Origin of the sequence: Streptomyces phaeochromogenes (genome assembly GCF_001418655.1) — a bacterium.
In the GTDB taxonomy this organism is placed as follows: Bacteria; Actinomycetota; Actinomycetes; order Streptomycetales; family Streptomycetaceae; genus Streptomyces; species Streptomyces phaeochromogenes.
The window spans coordinates 16,979-38,660 of sequence record NZ_LIQZ01000115.1 but is presented as its reverse complement, the minus strand read 5'-3'; the positions used below and the strand labels follow the sequence as shown (position 1 = coordinate 38,660).

General features: G+C 67.9%; 12 protein-coding genes, 1 other RNA gene and 1 pseudogene. 9 read left to right on the top strand and 5 right to left on the bottom strand.

All coding sequences use genetic code 11. The features are described 5' to 3' along the window. Nucleotides 1-28: 28 nt before the first annotated feature. The 7 genes and pseudogenes from AOK17_RS16320 (at nucleotide 29) to fxsT (ending at nucleotide 11,608) form a co-directional block, all read left to right on the top strand. Entirely contained in the window at nucleotides 29-853 is an 825-nt protein-coding gene (locus tag AOK17_RS16320) for an AraC family transcriptional regulator (protein WP_055613196.1), read from the top strand. Between the two features lie 19 nt (nucleotides 854-872). Continuing rightward, nucleotides 873-1,655, top strand: a pseudogene (locus tag AOK17_RS53960) (DMT family transporter); the annotation flags it as partial. Nucleotides 1,656-1,782: 127 nt separating this feature from the next. After that, an RNA gene (rnpB, locus tag AOK17_RS16380) (RNase P RNA component class A) lies at nucleotides 1,783-2,189 on the top strand. A gap of 1,111 nt (nucleotides 2,190-3,300) precedes the next feature. After that, complete coding sequence (locus tag AOK17_RS16310) at nucleotides 3,301-4,329, top strand: effector-associated domain 2-containing protein (RefSeq protein WP_206190770.1); 1,029 nt, start codon at nucleotides 3,301-3,303, stop codon at nucleotides 4,327-4,329. Further along, nucleotides 4,322-5,812, top strand: a complete 1,491-nt coding sequence (locus tag AOK17_RS16305; protein WP_055613193.1) for a VMAP-C domain-containing protein — start codon at nucleotides 4,322-4,324, stop codon at nucleotides 5,810-5,812. Before AOK17_RS16310 ends, AOK17_RS16305 begins: the two co-directional genes overlap by 8 nt. 430 nt (nucleotides 5,813-6,242) lie before the next feature. Continuing rightward, on the top strand, nucleotides 6,243-7,127 hold the full coding sequence (locus tag AOK17_RS16300; protein ID WP_245697188.1) for an AAA family ATPase: 885 nt from the start codon (nucleotides 6,243-6,245) through the stop codon (nucleotides 7,125-7,127). Then, nucleotides 7,124-11,608 (top strand): FxSxx-COOH system tetratricopeptide repeat protein, encoded by a 4,485-nt coding sequence (gene fxsT, locus AOK17_RS16295; RefSeq protein WP_055613191.1) that lies wholly within the window; start codon nucleotides 7,124-7,126, stop codon nucleotides 11,606-11,608. Before AOK17_RS16300 ends, fxsT begins: the two co-directional genes overlap by 4 nt. Nucleotides 11,609-11,646: 38 nt before the next feature. On the opposite strand, the gene AOK17_RS16290 is transcribed toward fxsT, so the two are convergent. Further along, nucleotides 11,647-13,455, bottom strand: coding sequence for an HEXXH motif domain-containing protein (locus tag AOK17_RS16290; RefSeq protein WP_245697187.1), 1,809 nt, complete (start codon nucleotides 13,453-13,455; stop codon nucleotides 11,647-11,649). Nucleotides 13,456-13,581: 126 nt separating this feature from the next. Further along, on the bottom strand, nucleotides 13,582-13,791 hold the full coding sequence (locus tag AOK17_RS16285; RefSeq protein ID WP_157881343.1) for a hypothetical protein: 210 nt from the start codon (nucleotides 13,789-13,791) through the stop codon (nucleotides 13,582-13,584). Between the two features lie 251 nt (nucleotides 13,792-14,042). Between AOK17_RS16285 and AOK17_RS16280 the strand changes: the two genes are divergently transcribed. Together AOK17_RS16280 and AOK17_RS16275 are read left to right on the top strand one after the other, a co-directional pair. Beyond that, nucleotides 14,043-14,390, top strand: a complete 348-nt coding sequence (locus AOK17_RS16280) for a CU044_2847 family protein (protein ID WP_055613188.1) — start codon at nucleotides 14,043-14,045, stop codon at nucleotides 14,388-14,390. A 275-nt stretch (nucleotides 14,391-14,665) separates the two neighbouring features. Continuing rightward, nucleotides 14,666-16,318, top strand: a complete 1,653-nt coding sequence (locus AOK17_RS16275; protein ID WP_055613187.1) for an N-6 DNA methylase — start codon at nucleotides 14,666-14,668, stop codon at nucleotides 16,316-16,318. A 28-nt stretch (nucleotides 16,319-16,346) separates the two neighbouring features. Here AOK17_RS16275 and AOK17_RS16270 read toward each other — a convergent pair whose 3' ends face one another. The 3 genes from AOK17_RS16270 to AOK17_RS16260 are packed head-to-tail and all read right to left on the bottom strand — an operon-like array spanning nucleotide 16,347 to nucleotide 21,614. Then, nucleotides 16,347-18,482, bottom strand: a complete 2,136-nt coding sequence (locus AOK17_RS16270) for a UvrD-helicase domain-containing protein (protein WP_055613186.1) — start codon at nucleotides 18,480-18,482, stop codon at nucleotides 16,347-16,349. A 46-nt stretch (nucleotides 18,483-18,528) separates the two neighbouring features. Next, nucleotides 18,529-19,779: an McrC family protein gene (locus tag AOK17_RS16265; RefSeq protein ID WP_245697186.1), complete on the bottom strand. Its 1,251-nt coding sequence runs from the start codon at nucleotides 19,777-19,779 to the stop codon at nucleotides 18,529-18,531. After that, nucleotides 19,776-21,614 (bottom strand): DUF4357 domain-containing protein, encoded by a 1,839-nt coding sequence (locus tag AOK17_RS16260; protein ID WP_055613185.1) that lies wholly within the window; start codon nucleotides 21,612-21,614, stop codon nucleotides 19,776-19,778. Before AOK17_RS16260 ends, AOK17_RS16265 begins: the two co-directional genes overlap by 4 nt. Between the last annotated feature and the right edge of the window lie 68 nt (nucleotides 21,615-21,682).

Sequence of the window (21,682 nt, the reverse complement as noted above, 5' to 3'; positions counted from 1 at the left end):
CGGTGAGCCAGCGACTGGCCGTGAGTCGATGGGCGGGCGCGAGCAGGCGGTCTGGACCCGGGCGACCCTCGGCCGGAGCGGTCGCCCCCTCGACCTCCTCACCGCCCGCTTCGACCGCCACCGCTACGCGCCCCACGCCCACGAGGAGTTCACCATCGGCGTCTGCGTCGGCGGCTCCGAGATCATCGACTACCGAGGCGGCCGGATCGAGACGGGCCCCGGCTCGATAGTCGTTCTCGCCCCCGGCGAGACGCACACCGGCGGCCCGGCGGCATCCGACGGCTACGCCTACCGCGCCCTGTACGCCGAGGTCCCCCTGCTCACCGAAGGCACGTACGGCATCCCGCACTTCCGCGACCCCGTCCTCGACGACCCCGAACTGGCCACCGCCCTCCGCCTCGCACACACCGAACTGAGCGTCTGCCCGGACCCGTTGGAGGCGGAGTCCCGCATCCCATGGCTGCTGACAGCCCTGGCCCGCCGCCACTCCACGGCCCGCCCGGTGTGCGACAGAATCCCGGGCGCGGACCGAATAGCCGAGACGGTCCGAGCCCGTCTGACGGACGAACTCCTCTCCCCACCCTCCCTCTCCGCCCTGGCCGCGGACCTGGACCTGTCCCGCTACCAACTGCTCCGAGCCTTCCGTACGAGCACGGGGATGCCGCCGTACGCCTGGCTGGCCCAGCACCGCGTGAACCGGGCCCGCTGCCTACTGGAGAAGGGCCACCGCCCGGCCGAGACGGCGGCCCTGGTCGGCTTCGCGGACCAGGCGCACCTGACGCGCTGGTTCCGCCGGGTACTGGGCGTGACTCCGGCGGCGTACCGCAACAGCGTTCAAGACTCCCGCCGCTGACCAGGCCGAGACTGCGTGCATGACTGCACGCGGCTGGTTTCTCTTCTCCCTGATGGGAGTGCTCTGGGGCATCCCCTACCTGATGATCAAAGTAGCGGTGGACGGTGGCATGTCCGCGTCCATGGTGGTGTTCACGCGATGTGCGCTGGGCGCGGCCCTGCTGCTGCCCTTCGCGATCCGCCAGGGAAACCTGATCGGAGTCGTACGAGCGCACTGGCGCCCCATGCTGGCGTTCGCGTGCATAGAGATCATCGGCCCCTGGTGGACCCTGACCGACGCGGAACGCCACCTCTCCAGCTCGACGGCGGGCCTGCTGATCGCGGGAGTACCCATCGTCGGCATACTCCTGGCCCGCTACTTCGGAGACACGGAACGCCTGGGCGCCCGCCGCATGACGGGCCTGGCACTGGGCCTGGCCGGCGTGGCGGTCCTCACGGCCCCACACCTGACAGGCGGAAACGCCCGCGCCCTGACGGAGATGCTGGTGACGGTGGTGGGCTACGCAACGGCCCCACTCATCATGGCCCGCTACCTGAAGCCGGTCCCGACCCTGCAACTGATAGCCCCCTGCCTGCTCCTGGCGGCGCTGGTATACGCCCCGGCAGCGGCGCTGACGTGGCCGTCGTCGGTCCCGTCCCCCTCGGTCCTGGCGTCCCTCTCGGGCCTGGGAGTGATCTGCACGGCCCTGGCCTTCGTGGTCTTCCTGGAACTGATCAGGGAGGCGGGTCCGACACGGGCGGTGGTCTTCACGTACGTCAACCCGGCGGTGGCGGTGACGGCGGGCGTGCTGTTCCTGAACGAGGAGCTGACGGCGGGAGTGGTGGCGGCGTTCACGCTGATCCTGCTGGGCTCGTTCCTGGCGACGGCGGCCCCGACGGCTCCGGTTCCAGGGCGGGCCGCGGGCCCGGTACCATGGTCGACACGGCAGACGAGCCGGGCGGACGGCCGCGTGGAGTCCCCTTCGGGGGCGCTTCCCGAGGAACGTCCGGGCTCCACAGGGCAGGGTGGTGGCTAACGGCCACCCGGGGTGACCCGCGGGACAGTGCCACAGAAAGCAAACCGCCAGGGACCTCGGTCCCAGGTAAGGGTGAAACGGTGGTGTAAGAGACCACCAGCGCCTGAGGCGACTCAGGCGGCTAGGTAAACCCCACCCGGAGCAAGGTCAAGAGGGGCGCGGTAACACGTGCCCTGCGCGGACGTTCGAGGGCTGCTCGCCCGAGTCCGCGGGTAGACCGCACGAGGCCGGCGGCAACGCCGGCCCTAGATGGATGGCCGTCTCCCCGGCCGCCGCGAGGCGACCGGGAGACAGAACCCGGCGTACAGCCCGACTCGTCTGCCGCTCTAAGTTTCTGCAGGGCAGGGCGTATTTTTTGCGATTCATTGACCTGTTGGGGTCGATTCCGGGTCGGACTTGAGTGCGTCTGCTAATAGCAACGTGCCGATGTCCGCCGCGTATTGCCCGTCCCGTCCAATTCATGGGGGACGGAAAGGGGTATTTCACGTTCCGGATAGGTGCGGGATGCCGTTGGGGGTTGACGGGTGGAGGATCGGGAAGTTCGGATAAATCCGAAAGTCGTGACAGATCTGGACGAGCGCGAACAGCGGCGAGCCGACTTCTCCAACGGCCTTCGCGAGGTGTCCTAGAGATCGAGGCCCTGCACCATGTCCGCGACACCAGCTTCGCCGAGGATGCCTCTCCGCTGCGGACCTGCAGCGCGCCCGCGCGATGGCCATCTGGCGCGACATCGACATCGGAGCCCTCCGGACGGCCGGAGTGAAGAACACCGCGGGCCAGCCTCTGCTGCAACGCTCGCGACCCTCGCCGCCCCCGCGCACTCCTCGGCCTCGAATGATCACGAACTGGACGTCATGCAACTATGCCGAAGCCCTGCTCCGCAAGGGGATCCCTGATGGGGCATGTGTTGCGGCATATGTTCGCTCGCGCCGCAGTGAACGGCCGTGGCGCTGCCCGGATCTTTTGACATTGCCTACCGTGAAGCCCGCAGTGAGAGCTAGGCATTCCGGATTCCTGCACCACTCGATGAGGCGTGACTGCGACGCAGCAGGTTCATCCTCGCGGCCTTCGTGCTGGGTGCCGCGAACGTGGGGTGGTATGTCCGCATAGCACCTTTTTCCACTCTTTTATGCGTACGACGTCCGCGACGTGATTGTGCTCGGCCGCACTGACGCTGAGCAGCGGCTGCGGACCGACCTATTGGTGCTGCACCTTCCCTGCCGCGACGGTGACGCCAATGTCGGCGTGGCAGGCGGGTCCACGTTGCAAGCGGCAGGGGGAGTAGGCGACTTGCCCGGACCGAAAGCCTCGTGGTGGCGAGGTGTGAAGTACCCGATGAACGCGACCACGCAATCCGGCCAGGTTTCCCCCGTACACAAGCGCTTCGCTTCGGCTTACCCTGATTTTCCCGCATGGCACACGAGGGGGACACGTGGGGTTACGGGACGTCGGTGCCTCCGCATCGCCGGGCATTGGCGCGTGGCGGGTCCGTGTACGAGACCACGAGCGCGCGGGAGTTGTCGGTGCCGGGGTGCTTCTGACAAGTGGAACCGTCCTCACCTGCGCGCATGTCGTTGAGGCGGCACTGCGTCTGCCTGGGCCCCATACCGACGCGGCGCCGGAGGGACAGATCCTGCTGGAATTCCCTGCCACCGCACAGGGCCCGCACGAGTCGATCCACGCTCACGTGGCCGAAGCCGGCTGGCTGCGCTCGCCTCCGGCGGGTGATGTCGCGGTGTTGCAGCTGGAGGGTGAGCTCCCGGCGGGCGCGGTCCCCGCGCCGCTCGGCAGCTGCGGCACGGGCACCAGTGAGTCGGTCGCGGTGTACGGGTATCCAAGCGGGGTACCGGACGGAATCTGGGCCCGCGGGCAGATAGTGGGGGCCGGCGGAGCACACCCCGCATGGAGGCAGATTGACGGCCTCGACCCTGTGGGCGCCCCTGTCACGCGGGGCTTCAGCGGTGCGGGCGTGTGGGACCTTCGGCGCGGTCTGGTTGTGGGCGTACTCGCGGCCGTGCTCGCTGCGCGCTCGACGCACGCCGTCGTAGCGACACGGGTCGCGTGGATGATTCCGCTGGACGTCCTGGACGGGACCAGCTTCGCGATCGCGGCGCCCGCCCCGCCTCGCGCTGCTCCGCAACTGACCCACATCGACGAACCCTTGCCTGCGCGTGTCCTGTGGGCCGTGGTGGATCGCCTGCTGGCGATCGAATCGTTCCGAATCGACGCGGGATACCAACTGCTGCTCCAACTCCCGCCCGAGATCGTCTCCGGGATCGCGCGGCAAAGCAGCCCACGCATTCAGCTCTATCAGATTGTCCGTAGGTGCGGAGAGTTCGAACAGGGCCCTGTCGCCCTGGTCACGGCCGTGCAGTGGATTGAGGGGGACACCACCGCGGTGAAGAATTTCGTGGAAGAGGCGAGGAAGACCTGGCCCGAACGTCTGGGCAGCGATGACTGACTCGGCGGCGTCCCGGGACTCGCAGTCCGCAGCCCAACTGGCGGACGCTCTCATGAAGGTGTCGGTGCTCGACGACCTGGAGGTACGCCGCATCTGCGTGGTCGATGCCATGGAGCGGCTACGACTGCGCCTGTCCGTGGCCGAGTTCGACGACAAAAAGATCCACATCGTGGTGATGGTGCGTGCCTTCGGATCCGTGACCGACGGCTGGCGCCATCTCACTGAGTCCGTACAGCACTTGGCGGACTACGACCTGCCCTCCCGACATGCTGCGGCACTGGCCCACCCGGTCGTCGCTCCGCTCCTCGATGAACCCGACCAGCACGAGTTGAGCGCCCTGTTGGCGGGGCTCGACAGGACCACCGTGCCGGAACTTGCAGCCGTCTACCACTCGGCGGCCGGTGACCACTTTGGCCCGTTGCCCGACATCGTCCACACCGCTTGGGACGCCTACCAACTGCTCGGGCACACCAACCGTCCCGCGGACGGAGCTCCGCGCACCCTGCGGTTCCTGCAGGAACTCGCGGTCGTGCTCACTCCAGAGCGCGGGGACGCGATCCGGTCCTGGACGAACCGCCATGTCCGCACCACCGTCCAGGACAACCTGGAAGCCCAATGGATTCTGGACGATTCCCGTACGCACACGGGCAGATGGCGCACCGAGCCCGGACATCCGGCCCATCTGCTCATCCGGCTCGCACCGTCGACTGGTTCGCCGGATCGGGTCGACATCACCTGCTGGGCGAACAGCGGTTCGGCCTGGGCGCCGCGCCGGCGCGACGAGCGCTCCGTGCCGGTGTCCGCGGTGCGACGCCATGTGGCAATCCTTCTCGACCGTGAGGAGATACGGCTCCGCGCCCACCGGGGCGGTCTCGTAATCGAGTTCATACTCCCCTTCTCTCTGGTGAATGAGCCGGTGGAGGAGTGGTCCCGGCGCGGCGCCTTCGGGGAAGAGAAGGTGTGGGACAGCGAGTTCGGCGGACCGTCCATCGGGCACGGCTACAAGGTCGTCGTACGAAGCCTGGAGCGCATGGAGGCACTGCAGTTGCACAGGGTGTGGAACGAGCGGTGGGACGTACTGACCGATGCCGCGGGGGGCGCACGGATGCACCGTTGCGAAGAAGGCGATGGCGCGCAGCACGACCATCTCTACGCGCGTCTCGTGGACGATCCCGCTGTCGTCCTCATGGCCTTGGGTTCTCCACCTGACGGGCAGCGTGGTAAGAGCGAGTTGCTGGTCGGCTTGCAGGCGGGTCTGCCGCTGGTGCTGTGGAGCCGATCGGGGCCGCTGACGGAACACGCGCACACCGTGGCCGAGAGCGCGCTCGAGGGCCGATTGAGCCAGGCGCTGGACCGGTTGGCGCGCTTGCGCTCCGCTCCCCGTACGGGGGACCATGGCGGCGAGGGATTCACCAACCCTCGTATTGCCGTGCTATGGGACGACCCGAACAGGCTCCCGGAGGTGCCGGAGCCAATTATCTGAGAACGACCGAGGCGCTGCACGACCCACTAGGGTGTGACCGACCTGACCGCCGGTCACAACGCTATTCGTGACTGGCCAGCACGACAATCGATCGAAACCGGGCATCGCTGGATCCGGGGCCGGTCGCCCAGTGGACCCGGTCCGGGTTCCGGGAGAGGGGGTGGCTATGGGCAACGACGTCCCGGAGGAGCCGCGTGTGCCTGGCGGCGCATCGGCGCCGTCAGGTGATGCCAATGACTGGTGGATCTACGGCGGCACGGGTGACGTGTCCTCCATGCCCCTGGCCGACCGGCTGCCCCCGCCGCCTCCCTGGCGCGACTTCGACGGCGGTCCTGTCGTCCCCGGCGCCGCTCCCCGCGACGACTCCGAGATCCGCCGCCGTCTGGGTGCGTCTGACGCGATGGTTCGTACGTCCTCCGACGAGGCTGACATGGTCAACGTGGCGCTGTTCTTACGCAGGCCGCTGATCGTCACCGGCCCTCCTGGAATCGGTAAGTCCAGCCTCGCTCACCGGGTCAGCCGCGAACTCGGCCTCGGTCGTGTCCTGCGCTGGACGATCACCAGCAGGTCCACCGTCAAAGAGGGGTTGTACGCCTACGACGCGATCGGGCGCGTGCAGGACGCCGCTGCGAGCGGCGCGTTGCACGGCTCCGCCACAACGGCGGGCCGGCTGTCGGAGGACGGGTCGGCTGCCGACGCTCCGCTGCATGGCGGTTCTGACGGTCTCCATGGGTTGGGTGACTTCGTCCAACTGGGCCCGCTCGGCACCGCGTTGATTCCCCGGGATACTCCGCGGGTGCTGCTGATCGACGAGTTCGACAAGGCCGACACCGACCTGGCCAATGACCTGCTCGGGGCGTTCGAGGACGGTGAATTCCAGATTCCCGAGCTCTCCAGGGTGCGTTCGCGGATGCCGGAGGTCGAGGTGCACACGGACGACCCCGACGACACCTTTGTGGTGCGCCGGGGACGGATCCGTTGCCGGGCCTTTCCCTTCGTGGTGATCACCAGCAACGGCGAGCGATCCCTGCCTCCCGCCTTCCTGCGCCGTTGCCTCAGCCTGGAGATGCCCCCGCCCGACGCCGACCGGCTCGCGGCGATGCTGGCGGCGCAGTTCACCGGCGGTGAGGGGAGCGAACGTGCCGCGATGATCCGCGACTTCCTCGCACGCGCCTTGGCGGGTGGCACCCTGGCCGCCGACCAACTGATGAATGCGGAATTCCTGCGCGTCTCGCCCTCGGGCCCGGGTGAGGCCTCCTGGAACCGGCTGCTGCACTCGCTGTGGCGGAGGCTTGACGAAGTTGGTTCTGCATGACCCTGCCGCCCTCCCGCCACGGTAGGGCGAGTGACGGTACTGCGCCGGGTATCGCCTCGCACGAGGAGGCCTGTCCCGATCTGACGCTGCACGAGGCCGGTGAGGTCGCCTGGCTGGCCGTTCAGCTCGACCTGCGTGTCCGAGCCGTACGCGAGGCTCGGGCCGAGGCGGCATGGAACGCCACGCCCGCCGAGCGGTCCCCGGATGCCGATGGCTCTTCTCCCCGCCCTGTCGACCCTTCCGATGCCGACGTGCCGCTGGAGGAGGAACTGGAAGCTGCCGGCAAAGGACGTCTTGAGGAGCCGAGCCGTTCCGGGGAAGGCGAAGAGGTTCCTGCGGCGCCGGCGCCGCTGTGGCCGACGCACGTCGGTGTGCCCGTTTCCCTGGCCGGCGCGCCGGAGTTGGAGTCGGAGTCGACCAGCGGCTCGACGGTGTTCTCGGACCTCCAGGACGGTCCCGGGCTCGATCGGTCCCGGCAGATCGAGAAGGCACTTCTGCCGCTGCGCAGGCGTCTGCGCTCGCGCACGGTGCGAGTGCTGGACGAGGAGGCCACGGCAGAGTCCCGGGCGGAGCGGGGCGTGTGGGTGCCTCGATTCCGGCCCGCCAGGGAGCGCTGGCTGACCATGACCCTGGTGGTCGACACCGGGGACTCCATGGTCCTGTGGTCACGAACCGCCACGCAGTTCGCGGCGGCAATGAGGGGCTCGGGGGTGTTCCGCGACGTACGGGTGTGCACCTGGCGGTCGGGGGACGGTGTCGGATCCGAGGGGGGTGCGCCTGTCCTGCCCGATGCCTTCGGCCGGCAGACGGCCCTGGTGCTGACCGATCTGTACGCGAGTCGCTGGCGGGACGGGAGCGGGCAACGCGTGCTGGCTCAATGGGCAGCCCGGATGCCCGTGGCCGTGGTCAGTGTCCTGCCCGAGCATTTGTGGTCGCGCATGGCCGTGGTCCCGCACCGGACCCTGCTGCGCAGCCCTGACCCCGTCGCGGCCAACTGCCTGTGGTCGCATCGGCCGGACGGCTTCGACTTAGGGAGAACCGATTCGGACGTCAAGGACGCGATGGCCGCGTCACTGCCCGTACCGGTGCTGGAACTGACTCCGGAGGCCCTGAGTACGTGGGCCGGGTTCGTCCGCCATGAGCGGGCGGCTGAGTACACTATGAGAGCCGTGACGGTGTCCGCGAGGGCGCAGGCCGTCTCACCCGCGCGGTTCCCTCCGCCGCTGGTCTCGCCGACCGACCGGGTGCGTCAGCTGAGGGCGCAACTCAGCCCCACCGCTTATCACTTGGCCCAGCTCGTCGCGGCGATCCCCGTCAACATGGCGATGTTGGAAGTGCTGCGCAAGAGGCTGCTGCCCGAGGCCCGCCCCTGGCACCTGACGGAGTTGCTGCTGAGCGGACTGCTGCAGCCGGCCCCGGCCGATCTCGATGTCCCGGCACCGGCAAGGGTCGAGTTGGAGTTCGCCTCCGGCGTGCGCCAGGAGCTGCTGGCCGAAGGGACCCGCAGAGAAACCGCTCTTGCGATGAAACTGGTATTCGATCATCTTTCGACAGTCCTGCCGGGTTCTGCCAGCGGTGCCGTGCGCCAAATGCGCGATCTTGTGGCGGACCCGAGCCGTGCCGCCCTCGTGCCCCTGGACGGGGTACGAACATGGCTCACCCCCGCACTGCCTGCGTTGAAGGCCCTCGACGGGCAGCACACAGTGGCAGCGGCGGTCCTCTATGACCGACTGCGAACCGAGGAAGAACCGGCTTCCGCACGGGCCGGTCAGCGGGGTCCCTCCGCCCACGAGACCACGGCCACCATTCCGCGTGATGACCGTGATACACAGAGTAGTGAGTATGTCGGTTCGGAAATCGCCCTCCTAGGCGGTGGGAGTGATCACGTTCCCACTGGAGTGGGTGAGCCCGGGCAACCTGAAGACGCTGGAGGGATCGTGTCCGTGAGTGGCGTGCAGCCTGTCCCCGCAAGGACGAGGGGAGATGGGGCGCAGAAACCGCCGCCCGTCTGGGGCAACGTACCTCCACGGAACCGCGCCTTCACCGGGCGTGGGCAATTGCTGGAGGACCTGCACCGTCGCCTGCAGGAGGGAACCACCGCCGTCCTGCCGGAAGCCCTGCAGGGCATGGGCGGTGTCGGGAAGTCGCAGCTCGCCGTTGAATACGTCTATCGCCACATCAACGAATATCAGGTGGTCTGGTGGATCCCCTCCGAGCAGTCGCAGCAGATCCGGCAGGTGCTGGTGGAGCTGGCCAGGCGGCTTGGACTTGAGGTCGGTACCGGCGAGGCCAACACGGCCGTGCCCGCGGTCATCGAGGCCCTGCGGGTAGGCGAGCCGTACAAGAACTGGCTGCTCGTATTCGACAACGCGGAGGACCCCGAAGCCGTCCGCGAATTCTTTCCCACCAACGGCCCAGGACGCATTCTCGTGACCTCTCGCAACGCTCAATGGGCTACCGCAGCACGACCATTGGAAGTCGATGTTTTCGCGCGCGAAGAAAGCCGCCAGTTGTTGCAGTTGCGCGCGCCAAATCTCGACGACCCCACAGCGGACCGGCTCGCCGAGACTCTCGGCGATCTGCCCCTCGGTATCGAGCAGGCCGCCGTTTGGCTTTCCGAGACCGGAATGCCCGCGGACGAATATCTACGACTGTTCGAACAGCAGGCCGCCGAGTTGATGGTCAGCGACCCTCCCCGGGACTATCCGCTGTCCGTCGCCGCGGCCTGGAACGTCTCGCTGGAGCGACTTCAGAAGAACCACCCGGCGGCCCTGCAACTTCTCCAGGTATGCGCGTTCTTCGCCCCCGAACCGATTTCACGGCGATTGCTGACCGGTGTCCGTGACGCTCCGGTTCCCCCGGAACTCGCCGCCGCACTGAGCGATCCGATCCGGTTGGGCCGGGCCATCCGGGAGATTAACCGGTACGCGCTGGCCAGAATCAACCACAGCACCAACACCGTCCAGCTGCACCGGTTGGTCCAGCGCGTGCTCATCAACCAGATGCCGGACGCGCTCAAGGAGCAGATGCGCAACGGCGCGCACCGCCTGCTCGCCAAGGGCGACCCCGGCGCACCGAGCGACCCGCGCCAGTGGCAGCAGTACGGCGAATTGCTCCCGCACGTGCTCAGCAGCCACGCCGTGGAGTCCGCCGACCCCTGGGTGCGCCAGCTGATCCTCAACGAGATCCAGTACATGTTCTCGTGGGGCGATCACGAAGGGTCTCGTGACCTGGCGCAGCAGGCCTACGACACATGGAAACGCCTCGACGGCGAGAACCATGAGCACGTGCTACTGGCGGCCAAGCTCTACGGCGACGCGCTGCGCATCCTGGGCCACTACCAAAAGGCGTACGAACTCGACCAACGCACCCGTCGGGCGATGACCGAGACACTGGGCCCGGAGCACGAGATGACGCTGGAGATCACCAGCATGCTCGCCTGGGATCTCCGCATGCGCGGCGACTTCACGGCCGCCTCCCAGTTGGACCGGGAGACCTTCGAGGCCAGCAGGCGCCTGTACGGGCCCAATGACGTGTCCACTCTGATCGTCGCTCACCGAGTCGCCCTGAATCTCCGCCTCACCGGCGACTTCCGTGAGGCGCTGGAGCTGGACCAGGACACCCACCGCCGCAAGGTGGAGGAACTCGGCGAGAATGCGCTGTCCACCCTGGCCACCCTGGCCGGAGTGGCTGGCGACCGCCAGGAGGCCGGCGAGTACGTCGAGGCCCGTGACCAGCAGCAGGAAGTTTCCGGACGCTACGAGTACAACTTCGGGCCGACGAACCCCAACACCATCGGCAGCTATCGTGGCCTGGCGGTCGCGGAACGTCGAGCGGGCCGTCACCAACAGGCACTGGAGCTCTCCACCAAGGCGCTCACCCTGTTCCGCAACCGCTACGGCGACAGCTATCCCGATACCCTGGCCGCGCTGCTCGCCCACGCCGTCGACGTCCGGCACAGCGGCGATCTCCAGTCGGCGCTCCACCTGAGCGACCAGGGATGCAAGGGCTATGAGCGCCTGTTCGGGCCGACCCATCCCCATGCTCTGGGCGCGCAGGTCAACCACGCTGTCTGCCTCAGGCTGCTGGGACGCACCGAGGAAGCTCGCCAACTGAACGAGCAGATCGTTTCGGACCTCGGCGAGAGGCTGGGTTCCGATCACCCGAACGTGCTGGCCTGTTCCACCAATCTCGCTGCCGACCTCTATGAACTGGGCGAGGTCCAAGCCTCCGTGGACCTCAGCGTCCGCACCCTGGAGCAGAGCCGGCTGCGGCTGGGAGAGGACCACCCTGCAACCCTTGCCACGGGCGTCAACCTCGCTCTTGGCCTGCGACTGCTGGGCCGGGTCGAAGAGGCCGATGCCTTGCGCGCGGACACGCTGGTGCGCTACGAACGGGTACTCGGCGCCGACCACCCAGCCACCGCTGCAGCAGCCGACAACAAGCTGGCCAACTGTGACATCGACCCGATGCCGCTGTAGCGACGCGGACCGGGCGGGCCCTTACGGCCACGTCCGTGTCAGGACTCGTCGCACACCGCGGGGTTTCGCCCGATCCAGTCGGCCACCTCGACCGGATCGGGCGACCGCCCGCACCGCTCACGTGTCTGCTGGTGAACCGCTCGGACCACCTCCGGGCGGCGCAGAAGGGCATGCGCCGCGGTGGGTTGGCCGGCGTCGGACAGCGCCAGGCCCAACCCGGCCCAGGCGGAAGGCAGTCCGGGGTATTCGGTCAGCACGTCCAGGTAGCCCCGCACGGAGCGGGCCGCGTCGCCGCGGAGCAGAGAGACATCGGCAGCCACCAGGGCGGAGGGTCGGTTCGAAGTATCGTCATTGGCACGTGCCCGGGTGAGCAAGGCCTCCGGCTCGGCCAGCCGTACGCGCCTCAGCTCACCCCGTGCATCGGGCGAGCTGGCCTGTGGGTCGGGCCGCAAGCGGGAGCGGACACCGGGCGCCGTGCTCGGGTCTGCACCGCTGCTCCATGCCTCGGTGAGCACCCGCACCTGACCGAGGTCCGGCCGGGTGTGCCGGGCTCGCCAGACGGCCCGCAGATCGGCCCCTTCCGCACGGGCCAGCTCTCCCGGCCACCCCGGTACGGGCTCGTACGGCCAGTCGTCGGCCGTTTCGGCCATCCGCTCGACGAACTGCCGGCCCGCCTCCGTCAGCCCGGCCGACGTGCGCAGCGTCGCCAGCGCCTCCCCGACCGCCGTGTGCCAGACGGCGTACTCGAAGTGGGCGAGGTCAGCGGCAGGACCGCTCAGCGCCCGGCGCTCGACGCGCCAGAACTCCGTCACGCCCGCGAAGGCGTATGCGCCGTGCAGCACACCTGACAACGGACGTGGGTCGCCCCTCCACGGGGCGTAGAACAGCGGATCCTCCGCACCCGGCGAGTCCTCGTCGAACAGCGGGAGTTGATGCAACAGGCCGTTGAGGACGGAGTGCCGGGCCTCGTGAACCATCGTCACGGCCAGTTCGACCGGATCGGGGGGCAGCGAGATCAATGCGCTGCCGAAGGCTTCGCTGTAGGAGGCGCTGGCGGTGCGGAACCGAGGCGCGGCCGGCAACGGGACGACGACCCGCAGTGTGGCGGCCAGCAACTCCGTTGCCTGTGGGTGCCTGGCGGACAGTAACTGCCCTGCTTCACGTAGCAGTTGCTGCCAGCGTTGAGCCTGATCGTGGCTCAGCGAGACGCTGGACGAGGGCAATGTCTGCGCGCGGAAGTCCCGGTACGGATCGCAGTCCTCCAGAACCAGGGGAAAAGCGCTCCTCTCAGGGTCCCAGGCGGCCCTGCGCACCGGCTGCCAGTTGCTCGACGTCCGGCCCGGATCAGCGGGCAGACTCAGTCGGCGTTCGCCCGCGGTCAGCTCCGCCGGGCCGGATCCCGCACGGGGGATGCGGAGAGTGACGACGGCAGGTGTTCGAGCCTCGTCGTCCATCGCCACAGGGAGGCGGATCCTGCCCAGCGTCGGCAGCGCCACGCAGCCTTCGCGCACCGGTAAGCGAATCGTTCCCTCAGTTCCCGAGCGTAGTGCCGCGGCGGCTGCCAAGCAGTGCAGGTATCCGAGTTCCGCCCACAAGGGCAACCCGTCCCGGCCTTCGTGCGGAATCTTGTCGCCGTCGCGCAGACGTTCCAGGACGCGTACCGCCCAGATGCCGGTACCGGGATGCTCCAGAAGGTCGACGACCACGTCGGGGCGGGCCTGCTCCGCCCGGAGCAGGAGATCCAGGGCGATTCGCAACGATGGCAGCGCTGGACCGGCGTCCACCGCACACTCCCGTGCGGTCTCCGCCACGGCGCGCACCATGAGCATGCGACGACTGCGTTCCACGGCGCGGATCCGGCGCGCGGTACCTGGTGTCAGGCGTCCCACGGCCAACGCGTCGACGTCGGATGCCGGCGTTCGATGTCTGCCGAGCGTCGTCCTGGTGTCGGAAGGCGGCTCGAACATCCGGCTCTACAGATCGCTGGCGTCGCAACCAGCGGCGAAGTATGGGCTGCCGCCACCGCCGTTATTGCTCTGGGCTGCGGACCTCTCGCCGAGGTGCCGAACCAGAGCGTGCAACGCATCCACGACCAGTGGGTCATGGAAGGTCATCACTTCCTGGAGCCCGCACTGGCTGAGATCGACAAGATCGGTCTCGAACTCGGTCGCAGAAGTCGTCACGTCCCGTTGCCCCCTGTCGGTGTGCCGAGGTTGGTTGCATCGCATCCAAAGGTCCTCTCTCATAGTGGACCGTTGATTGCGGCACCGGAAGGGTGCCCAGAAGCCACTTCGGCCGGAACTAGGTAGTCCGATTCCAGATTTCAGACATGGTGTCCCACTGTGGCATCTCCTTCGCTACCGTCTGCCGGGAGGTACGCGCGAGTACGCCATGAGATGCGCGACGTACGCCGAAACGGTCGGGGGCGAGAGCAGTGGGCGAATTGCTGCGGTTCGAGCTGGAGGACGGCGGGTCCGTCGTCGCGCAGATGGACGATCTCGGGAGTGGTGTCGTCCCGGCGACCAGCGCCTCGGATGTCGTGGCCCGCGCCACCGCCTCGTTCGAGTCCGCGCTGGAAGGGGTCCGCAGAGCGGCAGCCTCCACACTGAACCGAATGAGTAGTCTCCCCCAGCGCCCGGACGAGGTCACCGTCGAGTTCGGCATCCAACTCGACGCGGAGGTCGGCGCCGTCCTGGCCCGCACGGGGGCGCAGGGCCACATTCAGGTACAGGTGACGTGGCGCCGGAAGGATGTCGACGGCCAAGGCGGCACTCCCCAGTAGCGCTTCGCCAGGGCTGGCCGAGCTTCTTCGATGCACGCAACATCGATGTAGCTCCGGGCGGAGATCCCGATCCGGCGAAGCACCCTGCCCCGGTCTGGAGGAGGAACCCGAGGCACGGGAGCGCGGAGACGAGGGCGAACAGCTGCTTCTCTTCGCGGAGTCGTTCCAGGAGTAGTGAGGGAAACCAGTACACAGGTAAGAATTGAATCGATTGTTAACGCCGTCAACGAATTCATGCGTTGATGGCTTGATCGACCTTGTGTACGGTTGCCCGTATGACGGACACCCCCGCCCCATCGGCCGGCCCGCTGGTCACCGGCTCCGAGATCGCCCGGCTGGCGGGCGTCACCCGCGCCGCTGTCTCGAACTGGCGGCGACGCTACGACGACTTCCCGACGCCGGCCGGTGGCGGTGCCAACAGTCCGCTGTTCGACCTGACTGAGGTACAGGCCTGGCTGGACAGGCAGCGCAAGGGGCAGGACGTCTCGGTGGACGTGCAGCTGTGGCAGGAGCTGCGCGGAGTCTACGGTGACGACATGATCGGCGGGCTTGCCGACGTCACTCAACTCCTTGCCGAGGGGGAGGCGCCCGCGGAGCTACCGGCGGACGTGGTCCGGCTCGTGACGGATCTGACGGAGAGCAGTGGGGCGGCCGAGGTGGTGAGCGCGCTCGCTGAGCGCTTCACCGACTCCGTGCGTCGGGCAGGTTCGGACCAGGTAACCTCGCCGCGCATCGTCCGCGCAGTACGCCATTTCGTCGGCGAAGTGGCGTCCGGCGCGACCCTCTTCGACCCGGCCTGCGGTATTGGCACCTTGCTGCTCGCCGTCGGCCCAGAGCATGGGCCCACGCGGATGGGGCAAGAGTCCGACGCTCGCAGTGCTCGGTTCGCGCAATTGCGGGCCGACCTCACCGGACGTACAGGTGTGGTGGTCGCCGCCGCAGACTCGCTGCGCGATGACCGATGGGTGGACCTGGGCGCCGACCTTGTCGTCTGCGATCCGCCGGTCGGTGAGCCCGACTGGGGGCGCGAGGACCTGCTCCTCGACTCACGTTGGGAGTTCGGTACTCCGTCGCGCGCCGAAGGCGAACTCGCCTGGTTGCAGCATGCCTACGCGCACACTGTGCCCGGCGGTCGCGTGCTCATGGTCATGCCCGCCTCGGTTGCCTACCGCAAGGCGGGCCGCCGTATCCGTGCCGAGCTCGTGCGACGGGGCATCCTCACCCAGGTGACCGCCCTTCCGTCCGGTACTGCGGCTTCGCACGCACTCCCGATTCATCTGTGGCACCTGCGCCGCCCGCTAGCCTTGGGCGACGCCGTCACTGTCGTCCGCATGGTCGATCTGACGGCGGGCGACCCCGACGGCTCTCTGGAACCGGGGCGCGACCAGCTGGCGGACGTTCCCCTGATCGATCTGCTCGACGACACTGTCGACCTCACGCCAGGCCGCCACGTTGAGGAGTCCCACCGCGACTACGTTGTTGAATACCAGGCTCTGAGAAGGGAGCTGAACGAGCAGGTGCGGCTGTTGGCCGAGCTGCTGCCGGCGCTGGCAGCGGGTGCCGGCCCCAGTTCCCTGGACGGCCCTACCGTCAGCGTCGCCGACCTCGCCCGCGCCGGGCTCGTCGAGTATGGGGATCCGGAGCCGGTCTCGGTCAGCGACCAGCTTGACACCGACTACCTTCAGGGGTTTCTGCGCAGCGCAGCGAACACGCGACGTTCTACGAGCTCCAGCGGCACCTTTCGCCTCGACGGTAAGGGTGCCCGCATCCCGCAGATGGACATCACTGGTCAACGCCGGTACGGGGCAGCATTCCGCGCTCTCCAGGAGTTCGAGGAGCGATCGCGAAGGTTGGCGGAGCTGAGCCGGGACGTAGCGAGTCTGGCGAGAGACGGTCTCGGTAACGGGGCGCTCGCACCCGATAACTGACCGGTCATCACGTCACTGTCCTGATAAGTCACTTCGGCTGCGGTACGAACGAACTCACGGTCCCGCTCCACGAAACCGCCAAGGCCTCCCGCGACCGCGTGCAAGCCACGAACAGCAGGCACCTCTCCCGCAGCAGATCCGAATCATGCTGCAGCGCGTCCACGGAGACAGGCGTCACCTCACGAGAGAACGGCATCGCACCTGCCGTCACCCCCAGGACGGCGACGCAGCGGAACTCCAGCCCTTTCATGGCGTGCATGGTGGCGAGCCGTACCCCATCCACGGTCGGCCCCGGGTTGTCCCTGACCCGGACCACTGGCACCTCGGCCGCGGCCAGCTTGTCGTACGCCTTGTCCAGCAGGACGTTGAATCGGGCACATACGCCGATCTCCGAAGGGCGGATGCCCTGGGCTATCCAGCCCTCGACGCGCTTTACGAGGGCCGCGACCTCCGCCTGCTCGGAGCCATACCCGTCCGTGTGGGGCCTTCGGCCGTGCAGCAGCGAGCGGTATCCGGCGAGGCTGTCGCTGCCTTCACCGCCCAGGTCGTCGACCGATACCGGGCTGAGGATGCCGGTCGACCAGACGAGGATCTCTTCCGTGGAGCGGTAGTTGATGCGCAGACGGTGGGTGCGTCCGGTCACCGAGATGCCCAGGGAGCCGAGAGAGACCTTCGAGTCGTAGATCCGTTGGTGAGGGTCGCCCGTGATGAACAGGTCGTCGCTGCCGGGTGCCACCGCACCGCGCAGGACGCGCCACTGGGTGGGGTGGAGGTCCTGGGCCTCGTCGACCACGACGTGGTCGTGGGTGGGCGCCGAGCCGGCCAGGAGGTCCGCCGCTCGCGCGCACACCTTCAGATGCGTTGTGGCTTTCTGAGTACGCAGCATCGACTCGAACAGCTCGACGGCGGACCATAGTTCGTTGCGTCGAGCGGACGGCAGAGCGCTCCCGCGACCGCGCCGCAAGGCGGTCCGGTAGGCGTCGGGGGTGCGCAGGTCCTGAGCAAGGATGACGTGTCGGTACTCCTGAGCAAGGAACTGCTCCGACCATGGCAGCTCCAGCTTCTTGACGACACGTTGCCACAACTGCCGTTCCTCCCGGTCGTTCACGGGGGAGGGGGACCTGCCGTCGAGACGGGTCACCACGCCGTGCGCGTAGGCGTTTACCGTAGTCACGTCGACGCGACCGAGGAGCGCCTCGTCGCCGTCCAGGAGCAGGGACAGGTTCTCGCGCAGTGACGCGGCAAGGGCGTTCGTGTACGTGGTGAGCAGCACCCGGGTGTCGGGCGAGCGCGCGAGGAGATGCTTGACGCGATGCAGGGCCGCGACCGTCTTGCCCGTGCCAGGACCGCCCGTGATCTGGACCGGGCCGCCATACGACACTCGGTAGGCGACTCGGCGCTGAGAGGGGTGGAGGAACACCCGCCAGGCCGTGAACGGCTTCTCCAGAATATCCGCCAGCTCTTCGGGCCCCGTGACCAACGTGATGCGGCTCGTAGTGTTGGCGATGGCGACAGCCAGACTCTCGTCCGGGTCGGGACCCGCGTCGACCGGGCGGCGTACGGCGACCACGTCCCGGTACACCTCGTCGGGGCTGAACCCCTCGGAGAGGAAGTGCAGTACCTCGAACTGGTCCTCCGGCAGCAGCGTCTCGAAAGCGTTGAGCTGCACCTTGTCGACGATGGTCCGCACCGCGCGCAACACCTGGTCATCGATGCCGAGTTCGCGCAGCACCTTGTCCGAGTACTTCGAGAAGAGCAGGGAGTCGGCGGCCGCGGCAGCTTTCTCCAGGGCCGGGGTCAGCTGCTCGATGGCAACCACGTTGCGGACTTCGAGCGCCCGCGTCGCGGAGTTCGTCGTGTACAGCCGCTTGGCCGCCCAGGTGTACGCGTCGTCGTGCCGTACGACGTTGACGAGCAGGAACACATCACTGCCGTCGTCGGGCGCGAGGACGACGCCGCGCCAGAAGTCGTTGATGCGGATGGTTCGCATGCGTGCGTCCTGCGCGTTCTGCACGGACTCCAGGTGGAGACCCTTGTCCGCTTGCAGTTCGGGCACGGTGAGCAGCTGGAACTTCTGCATCGCCTTGCGTACGCCGGCCTTGACGGGCTTCTCCAGGATGTCGTAGCTCTCCCAGAAGCTGTTGGCGAACGCGAGCTGCGGCACGAGGTGAACTCCCCACCCTGGATGGACTCCAACACTCCGCAGTCGATCACACGCGTGGGGTGTCCGCCAGCCGTTGAGCCACTGATCCGATGTCAGTAAGCAGGCCGGCTGGTTCCTGGTCCAGGTCGAGGGCGTGCTGATGGATGACGATGTCCGCGTGCCGCACCTTGTGGGCGGCATGCGAGGCGTTGCCCTTCGCGTACACCAGGTGTCCCTCGCGCAGCCCGAGAGCTGTGCAGTAGGCCAGCATCTGGTACAGGTCGGCGTCCGGATAACCGTCCCGCTTCTCCGCCTTGTACTTGGCGTCCACCACGGCGCACGGCGATCCGTCCGCGCCGTACAGCACGAAGTCGGGCTTCATGCGGATCTCGGCAGCGGTGTCGAGGTGGTGCGGATCCTGGAGACGGGCCGTGTGACCTGTGCCCCGGAAGGCCTCCCGCAGTGCCACCGTCACGAAGTCCTCGAAGAGTTTGTTCATGTTGAACAGGAACCCGTCGACGCGGAGCCCGCCGGGCGCGTGCTCGGCGGAGGCTCCGTCCAGGACGGCACGAGCGAGGTGCAGGGCATGGTGGTAGCGGGAGTTGAGACGGGTGGGCTGCCAGCTGGGGAGGGGCTGTCCAGGCACGATCGTGGTGACGTCGGCCAGGCGGGCACGCTGGTGCAGCAACCTGCGGCGCACCTCGCGGGGGACACTTGGTAGGCGCAGCAGACGCTCGACGGCGGCCCGCAGGATGCGGTTCTCCGCTATGTCGGTGGTGAACTCGTCGTACGCCACTTCCACCGGCAGCGTCATGCCGAAGCGGCGCCGTATCTGCTCGGCCTCCCGGATGCGTCCGCGTACGACGAGGGCGGTCTCCTCCGTCGCCCGGTATCCCTGCAGCAGACCTTGCCGGAGGGCCCGGTCCGCCTGCCGCTCCACGGCGTGGGCGAGCGCGGGCAGCACCTCGCGGTGCTCGGCCATCGATACCTGCCCGTCGCGCCAGGCGCCCTTCGGGTCGAGGCTGTGACCGAGCAGGAAGAAGAGCCGGGCGATGGGCACCTTCGGTGTGATGCGGATGGTGACGGGCTCGCTGACACCCGGCACGGCGACGGCCACAGCACCGACCTTGCTGCCGGCCCGCAGTGACCAGTGGCCCGGTGCGTACGGATCCGGAGCGGCGTCCACGATGCGCGCGGCGGTGAGGGCCCGGCCGACGGTGTCCGTCAGAGGTACGGAAACGGCCGGTGCGTGTTCGACGAGATGCACAGACTCGACAGTCGGCACGATCGCCGACACGGGCTCGGTGCCGGCGGTCACCCCAGTGACTCCCGAACCAGCGACTGCCGCAGCGCTGCCAGCCCGTATCGCTTCTCGATGTCCACGCCCTCTCCGTAGTGGTGCTCCTCCAACAGGGGCAGGATCTTCGTCCGCCAGGTCCGCTCCAGGCCGCCCTCTCGGTAGACGCCTTTCTTCATGAGGTACGAGGGCCCGATGCGGAAGTCGGCGTCGTCGATTCGGGAGTTGAGCGCGTCGAGCAGATCGGCGGGCTCGGTGTCCTTTCCCTCCTTGGCCAGCCAGCGGCGCAGCAGTCCGCTCGTCGGCTCTGTACGCGGGGACAGCTCGACGAAGGCGAAGCGGCGACGCATCGCCGCGTCCACGAGCGCGATGGACCGGTCGGCGGTGTTCATCGTGCCGATCACGAACAGGTTCGGCGGCAGGGCGAAGTCGTCGCCGGAGTAAGGGAGTTGCAGGGACTTGTTCCGGTATTCGAGGAGGAAGTACAGCTCGCCGAAGACCTTGGCCAGATTGGCGCGGTTGATCTCGTCGATGATCAGGAAGTGTGGGATGTGCCGGTTGCCCTCGCGGCCCGCGAGTGCGGCCAGGTCGCGCAGTGGGCCCGCGGTGATCCGGAAGGCGACCTCCTTGGTTTTCGAGTCCTCCTTCGGCCGGAACCCTTCGACGAAGTCCTCGTACGCGTACGAGGGATGGAACTGGATGAGTTTCACCTGCTCGGGCCCGCCGCCCAGGAACTCGGCGAGTTTCAGGGCCAGATACGTCTTGCCGGTACCCGGCGGGCCGTACAGCACCAACTGCCGCTCGTCCGAGAGCAGATCGCGCACCTCGCGCAGCCATTCCGTGTCGTGGACCAGGAGCTCGGCAGCCAGCTCGTCCGTGGGGTCCGGCAGCTCCAACTCGCGGCGGGCGACCAGCGCAGGAATCTCCACGCTCGGATCGCGCTCTATGGCCTCGGCCTCCTCCGCCAGCTCTTCGTCGCTCAGGCCGAGCCCTTCGACGAGGGCCTGGACCGTGGAGAGGTCGACGACGTCGTGCTGGATCGACAGCTTCTGCTGAAGCTCCTCCGGAAGATCGTCGTACGGATATCCGGTCGGCTGCCAGTCCACCGGCCGGCGCAGGTTGGACCGCCGGTCCTCGGACTCCGTCTGCTCCGCCTCGCCGGTGATCTCACCGACGTACAGCTGCCCGCCGGAGATGGTGCACACCGTGTCGCCGGGCTTCACCCGGGAGAGGAAGGCGTGGAGCTCCTCGACGAGCTGCTGCTTCTGGCCGTAAGTGGCCGTCGACTCGTAGTCGTCCTGGACGAAGGTGCGCAGATCGTCCTTGCTGGTGCCCTGTCGCACACCCTGCCGGAGTCGGGAAGCAGCGAGGGAGATGCGGCCCTCGGGAAGCCAGATGCGCTGGACCAGGTCCATCCCCGTGACGTTCGAACCACGGACGAGCCAGGGGCGGTTGGGGCCCGCCCACACCCCCGACATGTAGTCGGACAGCGGTGCTCCGTCCTCGGTCCGCCACTCCTCCCACCCGTTGCGCGGGGCGCCGACCAGTAGCACGGCGGCAAAGGAGGGTGAGCCGCACACCACATCCTCTGTCAGTTCCAACCAGCCCGGCCAGCGCGTGGAAGCAACGAGTACGCCCTGTTCCGTGAGCTCCGTGCGCCGCTTGGACGGGCTCTTGAAGTGTGTGGCGAGCGACGGCATCACATGATCGCGCGCGGGTGATCCGGCCCGCACGAGGAACTTCCTGCTCCCGTTCGTCCCGGTCTCGTCCAGCAGCACCCCACGCGCCCGTTCGATCCCGTCCCCGTTCGGCAGCCGCAGCCGGAATTCTGGGTATTCCGTGTGCTCGTCAACCATTGTCTCTGCTCCCCCTCGACAGAAGCGACAGAAGATCCCTTGCAACAGTAGGGGCCCGGACTGACAAC